The following is a 13150-nucleotide window of genomic DNA, read 5'->3' on the forward strand; positions in this document are numbered from 1 at the left end:
GAGTACCCCCGAAAGGGCCTTTCCGCTCGACTTGCATGTGTTAAGCACGCCGCCAGCGTTCGTCCTGAGCCAGGATCAAACTCTCCAACAAAAACCTGTTGAACAATCCATCCCGGCAACATCAAATGCTGCCAAAGGAATCCAACCAGACCTCAGCCTGGCCGGGATAAATCATCAATTTGGCACTGGCTTATCAAGCACCCTGTTGAGTTCTCAAAGAACAACCACACACCGCTCGATCTCACCTCTTTCGAGGCGACCCGCTCGGGGCAACCGCTCCAACTTACCTGGTCGACTTTGCCAGCGCAAGACCGGAGTCTTGGAAGATCCTGGCGGATCCTCGTGGCATCGCCCAATGTTTTCCCGCGCTAACGCTCACCCTTGTTAGGTGTGAGTGTCGTCGGGTGGCCCTGCAGCCGTCCGGAGATCACTAGGTGATCGATCCGCCCGGTCCCTGCTGGCCGGTTCACTCTACCCGGTCGTTCTCGCTGGCGCAAATCCGGTTTCCCGCTGCCTGCCTCGCCCGGTGCTCTCCAGAAGCTTAGCGCCTCCTTCGAGCTGCCGTCCGGGAGACCGTCGGCACGGTCACTTTCGTGCCGTTCCGTCCGGGTTCCCCTCGGGCAGAGAGAAAGTTACGCGACGCCCCACCCGAAACGCAAATCGGCACCCGTCCCTGAAACCCGTCCGGGGCCCACGCGTGCCAGAGTGACAGGCATGGTTCCTCAACCGGCGCTGGCCGCGGATGCGCTCTTCAACCAGCTGATGCCACTGTCTCAGCTGGTCATCGGCCTGCTGGTGCTGGCGGCGGTGGTCGTGTCGGTGCATCGGCTGTTCCGCCGCGGCCCCTCTCGGATGGGCGGCGCGATGCTGATCGCCGGCGGAGCTGTGGTGTGCGTCGCGGTCGTGAGCTACCTGGTGCAGACCCTCTAGAGCGTGAGGCGGCGGTTCGCGAGGCTGGGCAGGGAGTTGCGGATCTCGTCCAGCCTCTCGAGATCCAGCTCGGCGGTCACCGTCCCCACCGCATCCGGCGCCTGAGCCACCACCGTCCCCCACGGGTCGATGATCATGCTCCGCCCGAAACACGTCCGCCCTGGCTCATGGTCGCCGATCTGCCCGGCCGCCACGACGTAGCACTGGTTCTCGATCGCCCGGGCGCGGAGCAGCACCTCCCAGTGATCCCGCCCCGTGTGCATCATGAACGCCGCGGGCACGACCAGGAGCTTGGCGCCCTCCACGGCCAGTCGCCGGTACAGCTCGGGGAAGCGCAGGTCGTAGCAGATCGACAGGCCCGTGGGCACCCCGTCTATCTCGGTCACCACGGGCCGGTCACCCGGTGCCACCGTGCGGGACTCCTGGTAGGACACCCGGCCGGGGATCTCCACGTCGTACAGATGGATCTTGCGGTAGGTCGCCACCAGCTCGCCCGCCGGATTGAAGATCAGCGAGGTGTTAAAGGTGCGGTCCGGGTCCGGTCCGGCCTCGTGGAACGAGCCGGCATGGACCCAGATGCCGAGGTCGCGGGCGGCCTCGGCGAAGAACGCCGCGAACTCGCCGTCGACCGGCTCGGGCTTCGGCAGCCCGGCGCCGGGCCCGAGATAGTCGACGTACTCGGGAAGGACAGCGAGGGTCGCCCCGGCCGCGGCGGCTCGGCCCAGGAGATCCCGGGCCACCGCGAGATTGTGGGTACGGTCGTCGCGAGCGTTCAGCTGGCAGACGGCAACGCGCATGAAAGCCAGCGTACGGCGCACAGCCGGCTCACGGAACAGCCGCGACGGCACCGGGGAACTCGCGCGGCAGCAGCAGAACCTCGGCACCGACGGGGGTGTAGCCGGCCGCCAGGAAGGCCCGGAGGCTGGCCGCATTGCCCGGGGCCACCTGGGCCCACAGCGGCCGCCCGTCGGGCACCAGGTGCCGGGCTGCGCGGGCGAGAGAGCGTCCCAGGCCGCGGTTGCGGGCCGGCTCGTCGACCTCGACCGCCACCTCCCAGCGCCCCGCCAGGCCGCGGCCGATCACGAGGATCGCCGGGCCGCAACTCCACGCGCGTACGCCGGTGCGGTAACGGCGCGCACGAACGAGTCGCGGATGGGTGCCGGCGTCGAGCGGGGTCAGCTCCATCGGTGGATCGCCGTCGAGGGGAGGTGCGAGGACGACCGCGTCGATCGAGCCGGCTTCGAGCCGCAGGATCTCCTCGAGCGCGCAGAGGAACGACGGGGACAGCGGCGCACCGAGGCCGCCGTCGCCCGTCCACGAATCGAGCCAGCCGCGGTCGACGTCGGCCGCCACTGCCACGTACCCCGGAAACGACGTCACCGCCGCCCTGCGGGGCGACGGCGACGGCATCAGATCAAGCCAGGGATCGGCCGGCAGACGTTCGCCACGCTCAACCCGGGCAAGGACCTCATGGAGCCCGTACGGACGGGTCAGGCCGACTTCTCCTCGCGGTCCCGACGGGCGCGACGGCCCACGAACTCGCGCGGAACGATGGTCGGTATGACGTTTTCCACCACGACCTCGCGGGTGATGAGCACCCGGGCGGCGTCGGGGTTGCTGGGCACCTCGAACATCACGTTCTGGAGGACCTCCTCCATGATCGCGCGGAGGCCACGGGCGCCGGTGCCACGGAGCATGGCCTGGTCGGCGATGGCCTCGAGCGCGCCGGTGTCGAACTCCAGCTCCACGCCGTCGAGCTCGAAGAGCCGCTGATACTGCTTCACGTACGCGTTGCGGGGCTCGGTGAGGATCTTGATGAGCGCCTCGCGGTCGAGGTTGCGCACCGTCGTGATCACCGGAAGCCGGCCGATGAACTCGGGGATGAGCCCGAACTTCAGCATGTCCTCCGGCATGACCTTGCTGAAGATGTCGTCGGTGTTCCGCTCCGAGACCGACCGCAGGTGGGCGCCGAAGCCGACCCCGCCCTGGCCGACACGGGACTCGATGATCCGGTCCAGCCCCGCGAACGCACCGCCGACGATGAACAGCACGTTGGTGGTGTCGATCTGGATGAACTCCTGGTGCGGGTGCTTGCGGCCGCCCTGCGGCGGGACGTTCGCGACCGTACCCTCGAGGATCTTCAGCAGGGCCTGCTGCACGCCCTCGCCGGAGACGTCCCGGGTGATCGACGGGTTCTCGCTCTTGCGGGCGATCTTGTCGACCTCGTCGATGTAGATGATGCCCTGCTCGGCGCGCTTGACGTCGTAGTCGGCCGCCTGGATCAGCTTGAGCAGGATGTTCTCGACGTCCTCGCCGACGTAACCCGCCTCGGTCAGCGCCGTGGCGTCCGCGATGGCGAACGGGACGTTGAGCATCCGGGCCAGCGTCTGCGCCAGGTGGGTCTTACCGCACCCGGTGGGGCCGATGAGCATGATGTTGGACTTGGCCACCTCGACATCGCTGCCCGCTCCGGGAGCGCCCGCCGACTCGGCCTGGATCCGCTTGTAGTGGTTGTAGACGGCCACGGACAGCGCCTTCTTGGCCTGCTCCTGACCCACCACGTAGTTGTCGAGGAACTGGCAGATCTCCATCGGCTTGGGAAGCTCTTCCCACTTCACCTCGCCGGTTTCGGCCAGCTCTTCCTCGATGATCTCGTTGCAGAGGTCGATGCACTCGTCGCAGATGTAGACCCCCGGGCCCGCGATGAGCTTCTTGACCTGCTTCTGGGACTTCCCACAGAACGAGCACTTCAGTAGGTCGCCGCCGTCGCCGATCCGTGCCACCTACGTTCTCCCTGCGCTCATCGGCCGGTTTGCACCGGCCCTTGGCCCGAGGACAGATTTCCTCGTCGGTATCTCATCGTCTGCCGACCCGCGTTACTGAGCTTGCCGCCTCGACGTTACCCGCTCAGGGGCAGTTCTCCGACCCCCCAAAACGGGCGTGTCAGGGGTCAGTCAGTCTAGCGGGACCCGACCGACCCCTGACACCGCGTATCGCTCCCGCCCTGTCGGCGGTCCGTGCCATCCCCCGTACGCGAGCCGCCCGTTGCCCGGCCCGCCGCCGCGGGGGTGCGAATCAGCTGCCGACGCCGGCGGTCTGCAGGCTCTTCTTACGGGTCGCGAGGACGGTGTCCACGATCCCGTACTCCTTGGCCTCGTCGGCCGTCATGATCTTGTCGCGGTCGATGTCCTTGCTGACCAGCTCGACCGGCCGGTTGGAGTGCTTGGCGATCAGCGTCTCCAGCTGGGTGCGCATGCGCAGGATCTCGCGCGCCTGGATCTCGATGTCCGAGCCCTGGCCGTAGCCGCCCTCGGTGGCCGGCTGATGGATGATGATCCGCGAGTGCGGGAGCGCCATCCGCTTGCCGGGGCTACCGCCGGCCAGCAGCACCGCGGCCGCGCTGGCCGCCTGGCCGAGGCAGACCGTGCTGATGTCGGGGCGGACGTACTGCATCGTGTCGTAGATCGCCGTCATGGCCGTGAACGAGCCACCGGGCGAGTTGATGTACATCAGGATGTCGCGGTCCGGGTCGGCGCTCTCCAGCGTCAGCAGCTGGGCCATCACGTCGTTGGCCGACGCGTCGTCCACCTGCACGCCGAGGAAGATGATCCGGTCCTCGAACATCTTGTTGTACGGGTTCGACTCCTTGACGCCGTACGACGTGCGCTCGACGAACGAGGGCAGGACGTAGCGGTTGTGCACCGGAGCGAACCCGGGAGGCATAGTCAGGTCCGTCATTGCTCAGCTCCTCAGTTCAGCGTTCCGGCGCCCTCGGGGACCTGCGTGGCCCCGGTGATCACCTTGTCGATGAAGCCGTAATCCTTGGCCTCCTGCGCCGTGAACCAGCGGTCCCGGTCGGAGTCGGCCTCGATGGTCGCCTGGTCCTGGCCGGTGTGGAAGGCCACCCGCTCCTGGAACATGCGCTTGGTGTACAGCATCTGCTCGGCCTGGATGGCGATGTCGGCGGCGGTGCCGCCCATGCCGCCGGACGGCTGGTGCATCATGATCCGCGCGTGCGGGAGCGCGTAACGCTTGCCCGCGGTGCCCGCGCAGAGGAGCAGCTGCCCCATCGACGCGGCCATGCCCATCGCCACCGTGGAGACATCGTTGTCGATGAACTGCATCGTGTCGTAGATCGCCATGCCGGAGTAGACGGAACCACCCGGCGAGTTGATCCAGAGGTTGATGTCGCGCTCCGGGTCCTCCGCGGAGAGCAGCAGCAGCTGCGCGCAGATGCGATTGGCAACCTGGTCGGTCACCTCGCTGCCGAGGAAGATGATCCGCTCGCGCAGGAGGCGGTTGTAGACCGAGTCGTCGAGGTTGCCACTGAGGGAGTCACCACGCAGCGTGGGACTCGCTGGGATGTGCAGATCGGTCATGGCAGCCCTTCACAGCTGACTGTGTCGGCCGAGGATCCGGCCGGCAGGTTGTCCGTCGTACGACCAACCTAACCGGTCGAATGCGCATCAGCTTCCCGCTCGGGCAGGTGTTCGCTGACAGCGCACCGGGGGTGGCGAGAACGCCGAAAGGGCCGCCGCGCGGACGCGGCGGCCCCCTCGCCCGTACGTCAGTGGTTGTGCCCGGCGTGCTCGTCCTCGCTCGCGGCCCGCAGGTCCTCGAGGGTGAGGACGTTACCCTCGGTGTCCTTCATCTCGACCTGCTCCATGACGTTCGCCAGGGCCTTGCCGCGGCGCACGTCGCCGAAGACGGCCGCGGCCGCCCCCGACTGCACGAGCTGGTCGTAATACTGCTGCGGCTGCATCTGGGCGCGCTGGGCCCGGTGCACGATCTCGTGCCCGAACTCGTCGTCGGAGACCTCGATCTCCTCCGCGTCGGCGATCGTGTCGAGCAGCAGCTGGATCTTGACGCCCTCGGTGGCCGCCTCGGCCAGCTCGGTGTCGATCTGCTCCTCGGTCTTCTCCTCGGAGGCCAGGTAGTCCTCGAGGGTGGCGCCGATGCGCTCCAGCTGGTCGGTCATGGCCTGCTTGCGGCCCTCGACCTCGTCCTTGACGATGCCCTCGGGCGCCGGGATGTCGGCGGCCGCGACGAGCTGCTTGAGCGCCTCGTCCCGGGCCGCGTAGATCTGCTCGACCTTCTTGACCTTGCCGAGCCGCTCCTTGAGGTCCGCCCGGAGCTCGTCCAGCGTGTCGAACTCGCTCGCCATCTGCGCGAACTCGTCGTCGATCTCGGGAAGCTGCTTGTCCTTGACCGTACGCACGGTCACCGCGACCTCGGCGTCACGGCCGGCGAAGTCGCCGCCCACGAGCTGGGTGGTGAAGGTGGCGTCGGCGCCGGCGACCAGGCCGACGAGCACCTCGTCGAGACCCGGGAGCAGCTGCTTGCTGCCCACCTCGTGGGAGATGTTGGTGGCCGAGCCGCCCGGCACCTCCTCGCCGTCGACGGTCGCGCGCAGGTCCAACTGCACGTAGTCACCCTCGGCGGCCGGCCGCTCCACCGTCTTCAGCGTGGCGAAACGCTCCCGCAGGCCGTTGATCTGCTCGTCGATCTCGTTGTCGCCGATCTCGACCGCCGGCACCTCGACCTTGATGGTGGAGAGGTCAGGAATCGTGATCTCGGGACGGACGTCGACCTCGGCAGTGAACTTGAGCGGCTCGTTGTCGGCGAACTCGGTGATCTCCACCTCGGGCCGGCCGAGCGTCTTCACCTCGTGCTCGCGCACGGCGGCCAGGATCTGCTGCGGGATCGCCTCCTGCACGGCCTCGTTGAGCACCGTGCCGCGGCCGACCCGCTGGTCGATGACGGCAGCCGGGATCTTGCCGCGCCGGAAGCCGGGAATCTGGACCTGGGACCCGATCTCGCGGTACGCCTTCTGCAGGCTGGGCTTCAGCTCGTCGAACGGCACCTCGATGGCGAGCCGCACCCGAGTCGGACTCAGAGTCTCGACGGTGCTCTTCACAGGCGTACTCCTTGATGGATCTCTTCGTTGTTGATGAAAGTCGGGGTGGCGGGATTTGAACCCACGGCCCCTCGCTCCCAAAGCGAGTGCGCTACCAAACTGCGCCACACCCCGAGGCCGCAGGCAAGTGTATGCGGTCGCCCGTGTGGCGTGTGCCTCGGCGTCGCCCGGATGCGCCACGCGGGGGAACCGGTTCGCGTCCGGCGAGGGGATTCAGTACGCTAGCCACGGCGCCGCGCCCGCAAGTGCGGTGCCATGCGGGCGTAGCTCAATGGTAGAGCCTCAGTCTTCCAAACTGATTACGCGAGTTCGATTCTCGTCGCCCGCTCAATGCAGGAAGGCCCAGGTCAGAGGTGGTTTCCTCGATCTGGGCCTTCGCCTTTCAACACGCCTGGACGATCTTGCGGGCCATTGGCGGGCCAGTAGCTCAGCGTTCGGGCCGCTCGTCCTTCTTCTTCCGGCCGCCGGCCTTCTTGCCCTTGGCCACCTTCTTACCTGCCTGCTTGGCGATCCGGCGGTCCATCGCCGAGGCGATCTCACGGTCTCGCTCGCTCGTCGCGTGTTGATAGATGAGTGCGGCGCGCATGGTCGAGTGGCCCATCCGGTGCATCAGCTCGCGGGTGCTGGCACCCGAGGAGGCTGCGAGCGTGTTCCCGGTGTGCCGGAGATCGTGGAAGTGGAACTCCGGGAGACCCAGCCGGGCGACGGTCTCCCGCCAGCGGACGGCACTGCCGAAAGAACTCGACCGCAGCACTCCCCCTTTCTCACCGGTGAAGATGAGAGCGTCCGGGAAGTCGTCGACGAACGCCGCCAGGTGCGTCCCGAGCGCTTCCACGGCGGCGGCCGGCAGCGCAACCACCCGGACACCGGCGTCGGACTTCGGCGGGCCGAACTCGACCCGGCCGTTCAGCACGGCCAGCTTGCGCGGCACCCGGACGAGCCCCGCCGCCAGGTCGACGTCCTGGCGTCGCAGCGCGGCCAGCTCACCCCAGCGGAGACCGGAGAGCGCGGCGACGACGATCAGAGCGGAGAACCGGGGCGGCATGGCGTCCGCGAGCGCGAAGACCTGGGCGACAGTCGCCGTGGGCCGCTCGGGAGTGTGGTAGCGGTCATAACCAGGGATCCGGCACGGGTTCTGCCGGATGATCTCGTCCTCCTTCACGGCGGTACTGAAGATCGCCCGGAGCAGGGCGTACGCCTTCACCGCCTGCGGCTCAGGCGTTCCGCCAGCGAGAAGCTTGCGCCGCCAGGCCCGGATCGTGGCCGGCTGGACCGCGCCCAGCGTGAGCCTGCCCAGATGCGGCTCGATATGCAGCGAGAACAGGTACTCGTATCCCTGGCGCGAGCGCGGAGCCAGCTTGCGCTCGGCGATCCACCGCTCGCCGTACGAGGAGATCGTCACCTCGCCGGCCTCCGGAGCCTGCCAGTGCCCCCGGATGATCTCGGACTCGATGAGGGTGAGCCACTGCTCGCCCTCCCGTTCGGTGGCGAAGGTGTTCGGCGCGGAGTGCATCAGGCCGTCCGGGCCGAGGTACCGTGCCTGCCACCGGCCGGAGTCGCGCTTGCGGAGGTTGCCGAAACGCCGGCGGCCCGGCTTGCCGGCCATCAGGCGGCCCGCCGAAGGTTGAGGCTGACCTCGGCTCGGTTGATCGGGACGACCCGGTGCGCGTCGATGTACGCGGCGACCGCACACTCTTCGAACCGCACCAGGCGACCCACCTTGACGTAGGTGATGCGCCGCTCGGCGACGAGGCGGCGCACGAAGCGGGGTGTCGCGCGGAGGCGAGCAGCGACCTCATCGGTGGTCAACAGCTCGTCGTCCATTCCGTTCCTCCTCTGCTCGGGTTGCTCAAGCGGCACGGGCGGCCTCCGGCGTGTCGGTTGCAGAAAGCCGGCGGGCTGTATCGACCTGGGATCTCCACCGGATCCGGGCTGAGACGGCCCGCAGGATCCGGTGTTCCAGGGGCAGGACATCCGGGTCGTCGGGACGGGCCAACTCGAAGCGGTACCGCTCGGCGCTGGTCTCCTCGGGCTCGGCCAGGTCGCCGCTGAGGACGGCGCGGATCCAGGCTCGGTTGTCCGCGCGGTGGTCGGCGAGGGTCTTGCCGGACCACTGCCGGGAGACCAAAACGCGGCGGCCGGTGAACCCGAGCGTCGAGCGCTGGTGAACCTTGCCGGTGCATCGGCCGGGGACCAGGCCGGCCTTGGGGCGGTCAGGCTGGACGCCGTACAGCAGCCAGTTCGCGCAGGTAGGCGAGCACGGGAGCACCGACAGTTCGGCGTGGAGCCGGTCGGCATGTGCCTTCTGCGCCGATGAGGACGGGTTGGCGTGCTCGGTCAAGTCCTTGGTGACGTACTTGGTCACGTACCGGATCGACCGCTCCGCGTCCTTGGAGCCCTGGGCGATGCCCCGCGCGTCGGTCCGGCCGAGCCGGGCCACGTAGGCAGGTCGGGCATCCGGGTCGTCGAGGGCGTCCAGGGCCTCGCCCCACGTTGGCAGTGACTCTCGCGTGGTTGGGTCGACGTATGCGCCGGCCTCCGGATCCCAGACCGGCGGGCGGTCGACGCTGTACGTCATCTCATCGAACGCCGGCCACCACACCTGGTGATAGGTCGCTTTGGCAACCATCGCGACCAGGCGGCGTGGCAGCGTGCCCCGCACCGCGAAGTGCGCGTGCGGAGCCAACCGCCGCTGAAGCTCGACCGCGCCCGCGTACTGGACGTTCCAGCCGGCGGCTCGGCGGAGGTTCTGCCACCAGCGGTCCAGGACACGGGCGAAGTGGATGGCGTCGAGGGCTGCCCGCCGGTAGTCGTAGGTGGCCGGGTCAACCGGCGTGCCGAGCTTCGGGTCATGGATGGAGTGCCGCTCGCCGCAGGGACAAGGTGCAACGTAGGCACCGCGGCGTACGTGCGAATGGACCGCACCATGCGAGTCCAGGGTCAGCGTGAGCAGCATCGACGGGCGGAAGGTCTGGCCAGCCTTGCCCTGGAAGGTGCGACCGACGGTCCGGGGATCGACGGGCAGCCGGGGCAGTTCGGGCGAGTCATGCCGGCGGCGAGTAGAGCGCTGGCGGCGCGGTCGTTCGTCCCGTTCCTTCGGCGTCAGGTGCCCGCGCAGGTCGGTCTCGCCGAGCGCTTCGTCCACCTCAGCGATCTGGGCGTCGAGGGTGGCAAGGCGCTCGGCTCGCTCGTCGGGCGTCATCGGCTCGTATTGCAGAGCCTCGCGGTCAAACTCGAGGTGTGCGCGGGTCTTCACCAGCTCCAGAACATCCCGTGAGGGCTGCTCCGGCCGTACAGCCGGCTCGTCCTCCAGATGCCAGCCCTCGCGGATCTGCTGGATGCGGAGCCGGCGGTTGCGCTCGGCACAGGGCTTGCACTTGGCGGCCAGGCGGGCGCCGCAGGGCACCTCCACGACCTCGGTCAGGCCGGTCACGGTGTCGGTCCGTCGCAGCGGGAGCGGTCGGACGCAGACACCGTTGCGCTCGGCGAGCAGCCGCATCGCGTCCTTGGCGAGAGGCTGCCGCATCCGGGCGGCGCGCGAACCGGGCCGAGGTTCTGACAGCAGGGCGGTATCAGTCACAGCGTGGCCTCCTGAACGCTGGAGCGGGCGAAAGCTTGAGCGGGGACCGGCACCAAGCCGGGCCGAAGGGGGCGCGGCGCTTCCTGCGGTGGTTCCTCCCTCGCCAGGGCGACGGGTTCTGCCTGCGGAAGGGATTCGGCCGGCACGGGACGGGCCGATTCGGTGGCAAGGAGGAGCTTGGACAGCCCCAGGAACGCCAATGCCGGGACGGCCGACAGGAGCCAGCCGGAAAGGCCCGGCTTGGCGACCGCGAGCTGTGCCGACAGCGACAGGGCGACGGCGCAGACCAGCAGAAACATCGGGTAGCCGATGGAGCCGCCCTTTCGGCGACGCTGGCGGATAGTGAGCAGCGCCGCCATCGGGATCAGCTCGGAGATCACCGCGTTGGCCCAGCCGAACCACTCCCCCGTGCCCGTCGGGGAGTTCGCCATCGTCCAGTCCTTGACGTGGGTGAACGAGGCCGCGCCCGCGAATCCTCCGACCACGAGCAAAACGGCGATCAACACCAAGCCCTCAACCCGTTCAGTACGGGTTCCGCCGGCCATCACCGGTCGCCACCGATCTGCGGCCGGGGGTACATGACCGCCAGCTCGGCGATGTCGTCGTCGTTCAGGTAGGAGAACCGGACTCGTACGGGCTCCCGCACCCCGTCGAGGACGACATACCCGATGCCCGGCATCGTTTCCGGGATCTCGTCGCAGAGCGCACCCCGATCCCGGGCACCGTCGCCAAGAACCAGGTCGCACTGCTCAGGCTCGGTCAGCCGTAGCGCGATGCGGGTCGGGAACAGGTCGCGGAAGGGCAGCACGTCCTTACGCGGGTCCTGCAGCGCGGCGACCACGCGAATACCGACCGCCCGGCCTTGCGACAGCAGGAGCGACAGCGACTCCTTGATGCGGTCTCGCACCTTGCGGTCGGTCAGGTAGGCCGTCAGCGCTGCCAGCTCGTCAATGACGATCACGATCAGCGGGTCGTCAGCCGTGGGCACGTGCTGCCGCGTGAGCCCACGGAGTCGAGCGGCCCGGCTCTTCATCCGCTTGACCGCCTCCTCCAGGACGCCGGCCATGCTGTCCGGGTCGTCGTAGGCGAAGCGCGCGAACAGCGGGCCGCCGGCCGCGAGCTCCATGCCGCCCTTGGGGTCGAAGGCCCAGACCTCCACGACACCGGAGGCGATCCCGGCAGCCATCGAGCGCAGCAGCGACCAGACCACCGAGCCCTTGCCCGAGTTCGTCGCCCCCGCGATCAGCACGTGAGATCCGGTCAGGCGAAGGCGATACGGATCGCCGTCCTCCCGTACCCCGAGAGCGAGGCCGGCGAAGTCCGGAACCTCGGGCACGGGCAGAGGTCCCACCAACGCGGCAAGCGGATCCCGACGAACGAAGTGCAGCACCATCCGGTCGGGCCGATCGGTCGTGAAGGCTCGGGCCTCCCTCAGACAGAACGTGTACGCAAGACGCGGCGCGGCGGTGGCCCAGTCGTCCGGGTGCTGGCCGGGCAGCAGCCGGACCGTCACACGGTCGCCCCACTTGTTCGATCGCACCGTGAGCAGACGGGGAACCCAGCGGCCACCGCCATGCACGCCAACGAGGCCGCAAGCCGTCATAGCGGCGGTCCATCCGCGCCGGTAGACCCAGAGCCGGCGGACGCGGCCAACGACCGGATACCAGCCGAACCGGAGCCAGGTCGATGGGTGCAGACGCCACCAGGTGCAGCCCGCGACGATGAGGACCAGGGCGACGCCGAGGGCGACCTTCCACCCGTAGCTCCCCGAGACCCAGGCGCCGGCGAAGGCCGGGCCGGTGATCCACCAGTAGCGAACGGTCAGGACGACCGACCTCGCCGTGCCGCGTGCCAGCCAGACGAAGAGGAGAAGCCAGCCGGGGATGCGCCATATCGGAAGGCGAGTGTTGAGCGGAGCCGTGGGGATCTTTTCCCCAGGGATGACGTTGATCAGTGGCATCTACTGGCACCCCGCCCGCAGTCGGGCGGCCTCGTCACGGGCATCTTGAGCCAGGTCGGGAGCGCCGGCGGTGTCGAGGAGCACGGCTTTGCGTTCGAACCAGTCCGCACGTTCACCGACAGGAGTGCCTGCCCCGGGGAGTTCCCGGAGCAGCGCGGAGAGACCAGCGGAGAAATTCGTCAGGGCAGCGTGATCTACGGTGGGCACGAAGGCCCTCCTTCGCAGCGTCGAGGGGTTGAGTGGTCGCGCGCGGGACGGGCCGGGACTCTTGGCGGGGAAACGGCCCGCCCGCGCGATCAGCGATCGATGCAGCTCAGGCTGAGACTGCGGCGCGGATGTTGTCGGCGCGCAGCGAGTAGGCCATCCGTGCTCGGCAGTTGCCACTGCTCTTGCAGCGCTGCGAATCCACGTACGGCGTCAGCGTCAGGCCGTCGAACTCGATCGACGGCGGGTAGCCCGGCACGGCCGATGCTGGGGGCACGGGCTGCTGCGGCGCGACGACCTTCACCTTGACCTCGGTCGTGCGGCCGAACTTGCCGGCCTGCGGGTCGAGGTCCAGCACGCGCACGACCCACATGCGCTCGCCGGTCTCCTTGTCGCGGGCCTGGTTGTCGGGCTCGTTACGGCGCTCGAAGTCCACGGCAGCGTCGACGCCCAGGCAGAGCGCTCCAGCCGGGAAGACGTACTCGAACGGAACGGGGACCTTCAACGTCAGCGGAACCATCTGGCGGCCTCCTGGTCTGACGAATGTCAACCTGACATC

General features: G+C 68.5%; 13 protein-coding genes, 2 tRNA genes and 1 rRNA gene. 2 read left to right on the forward strand and 14 right to left on the reverse strand.

Going from position 1 to position 13150, the window contains the following annotated elements:
- A 16S ribosomal RNA gene (locus tag CLV70_RS34150) occupies positions 1-91 on the reverse strand; the annotation flags it as partial.
- Between the two features lie 623 nt (positions 92-714).
- Between CLV70_RS34150 and CLV70_RS34155 the strand changes: the two genes are divergently transcribed.
- The gene (locus CLV70_RS34155; RefSeq protein ID WP_106130758.1) at positions 715-930 is read left to right on the forward strand and encodes a hypothetical protein; all 216 of its coding nucleotides are present in this window, start codon (positions 715-717) and stop codon (positions 928-930) included.
- Here CLV70_RS34155 and CLV70_RS34160 read toward each other — a convergent pair.
- The 7 genes from CLV70_RS34160 to CLV70_RS34190 form a co-directional block, all read right to left on the reverse strand.
- Positions 927-1727 carry a carbon-nitrogen hydrolase family protein gene (locus CLV70_RS34160; protein WP_106130821.1) on the reverse strand — a complete coding sequence of 267 codons (801 nt, stop codon included), beginning with the start codon at positions 1725-1727 and terminating at the stop codon, positions 927-929. The genes CLV70_RS34155 and CLV70_RS34160 overlap by 4 nt on opposite strands.
- Positions 1728-1755: 28 nt before the next feature.
- Complete coding sequence (locus CLV70_RS34165; protein ID WP_245908653.1) at positions 1756-2310, reverse strand: GNAT family N-acetyltransferase; 555 nt, start codon at positions 2308-2310, stop codon at positions 1756-1758.
- Positions 2311-2420: 110 nt separating this feature from the next.
- A complete protein-coding gene (gene clpX, locus CLV70_RS34170) occupies positions 2421-3713 on the reverse strand; it encodes an ATP-dependent Clp protease ATP-binding subunit ClpX (RefSeq protein WP_106130760.1) in 1293 nt (430 codons plus the stop codon).
- A gap of 292 nt (positions 3714-4005) precedes the next feature.
- On the reverse strand, positions 4006-4668 hold the full coding sequence (locus tag CLV70_RS34175) for an ATP-dependent Clp protease proteolytic subunit (RefSeq protein ID WP_106130761.1): 663 nt from the start codon (positions 4666-4668) through the stop codon (positions 4006-4008).
- An 11-nt stretch (positions 4669-4679) separates the two neighbouring features.
- A complete protein-coding gene (locus tag CLV70_RS34180; RefSeq protein WP_106130762.1) occupies positions 4680-5309 on the reverse strand; it encodes an ATP-dependent Clp protease proteolytic subunit in 630 nt (209 codons plus the stop codon).
- A gap of 188 nt (positions 5310-5497) precedes the next feature.
- Complete coding sequence (gene tig, locus CLV70_RS34185) at positions 5498-6847, reverse strand: trigger factor (protein WP_158277892.1); 1350 nt, start codon at positions 6845-6847, stop codon at positions 5498-5500.
- A gap of 40 nt (positions 6848-6887) precedes the next feature.
- Positions 6888-6961 (reverse strand) — tRNA-Pro (locus CLV70_RS34190).
- A 143-nt stretch (positions 6962-7104) separates the two neighbouring features.
- On the opposite strand from CLV70_RS34190, the gene CLV70_RS34195 reads away from it, so the two are divergent.
- Positions 7105-7175 (forward strand) — tRNA-Gly (locus tag CLV70_RS34195).
- A 99-nt stretch (positions 7176-7274) separates the two neighbouring features.
- Here the strand turns inward: CLV70_RS34195 and CLV70_RS34200 are convergent.
- The 6 genes from CLV70_RS34200 to CLV70_RS34225 all read right to left on the reverse strand — a co-directional run bounded on the left by CLV70_RS34200 (position 7275) and on the right by CLV70_RS34225 (position 13111).
- Positions 7275-8453, reverse strand: a complete 1179-nt coding sequence (locus CLV70_RS34200; RefSeq protein WP_106130764.1) for a tyrosine-type recombinase/integrase — start codon at positions 8451-8453, stop codon at positions 7275-7277.
- Positions 8453-8671, reverse strand: coding sequence for a helix-turn-helix domain-containing protein (locus CLV70_RS34205; RefSeq protein WP_106130765.1), 219 nt, complete (start codon positions 8669-8671; stop codon positions 8453-8455). Before CLV70_RS34205 ends, CLV70_RS34200 begins: the two co-directional genes overlap by 1 nt.
- A gap of 25 nt (positions 8672-8696) precedes the next feature.
- Positions 8697-10346 (reverse strand): replication initiator, encoded by a 1650-nt coding sequence (locus tag CLV70_RS34210; protein ID WP_245908655.1) that lies wholly within the window; start codon positions 10344-10346, stop codon positions 8697-8699.
- A gap of 77 nt (positions 10347-10423) precedes the next feature.
- Entirely contained in the window at positions 10424-10972 is a 549-nt protein-coding gene (locus CLV70_RS34215; RefSeq protein WP_106130823.1) for a DUF2637 domain-containing protein, read from the reverse strand.
- Complete coding sequence (locus tag CLV70_RS34220) at positions 10972-12387, reverse strand: FtsK/SpoIIIE domain-containing protein (protein ID WP_106130766.1); 1416 nt, start codon at positions 12385-12387, stop codon at positions 10972-10974. The genes CLV70_RS34215 and CLV70_RS34220 overlap by 1 nt, the downstream gene beginning before the upstream one ends.
- A 313-nt stretch (positions 12388-12700) precedes the next feature.
- Positions 12701-13111, reverse strand: a complete 411-nt coding sequence (locus CLV70_RS34225; protein ID WP_106130767.1) for a hypothetical protein — start codon at positions 13109-13111, stop codon at positions 12701-12703.
- Positions 13112-13150 lie beyond the last annotated feature (39 nt).

The organism is Pseudosporangium ferrugineum (assembly GCF_003002065.1).
Classification (GTDB): domain Bacteria; phylum Actinomycetota; class Actinomycetes; order Mycobacteriales; family Micromonosporaceae; genus Actinoplanes; species Actinoplanes ferrugineus_A.

What these genes read in the sequence shown, in the direction of transcription:
- CLV70_RS34160 (WP_106130821.1), bottom strand. Translation starts at nt 1,727, where the DNA reads ATGCGCGTTGCCGTCTGCCAGCTGAACGCTCGCGACGACCGTACCCAC.
- CLV70_RS34200 (WP_106130764.1), bottom strand. Translation starts at nt 8,453, where the DNA reads ATGGCCGGCAAGCCGGGCCGCCGGCGTTTCGGCAACCTCCGCAAGCGC.
- CLV70_RS34175 (WP_106130761.1), bottom strand. Translation starts at nt 4,668, where the DNA reads ATGACGGACCTGACTATGCCTCCCGGGTTCGCTCCGGTGCACAACCGC.
- CLV70_RS34180 (WP_106130762.1), bottom strand. Translation starts at nt 5,309, where the DNA reads ATGACCGATCTGCACATCCCAGCGAGTCCCACGCTGCGTGGTGACTCC.
- CLV70_RS34220 (WP_106130766.1), bottom strand. Translation starts at nt 12,387, where the DNA reads ATGCCACTGATCAACGTCATCCCTGGGGAAAAGATCCCCACGGCTCCG.
- CLV70_RS34155 (WP_106130758.1), top strand. Translation starts at nt 715, where the DNA reads ATGGTTCCTCAACCGGCGCTGGCCGCGGATGCGCTCTTCAACCAGCTG.
- CLV70_RS34210 (WP_245908655.1), bottom strand. Translation starts at nt 10,346, where the DNA reads ATGCGGCTGCTCGCCGAGCGCAACGGTGTCTGCGTCCGACCGCTCCCG.
- CLV70_RS34225 (WP_106130767.1), bottom strand. Translation starts at nt 13,111, where the DNA reads ATGGTTCCGCTGACGTTGAAGGTCCCCGTTCCGTTCGAGTACGTCTTC.
- CLV70_RS34215 (WP_106130823.1), bottom strand. Translation starts at nt 10,972, where the DNA reads ATGGCCGGCGGAACCCGTACTGAACGGGTTGAGGGCTTGGTGTTGATC.
- CLV70_RS34205 (WP_106130765.1), bottom strand. Translation starts at nt 8,671, where the DNA reads ATGGACGACGAGCTGTTGACCACCGATGAGGTCGCTGCTCGCCTCCGC.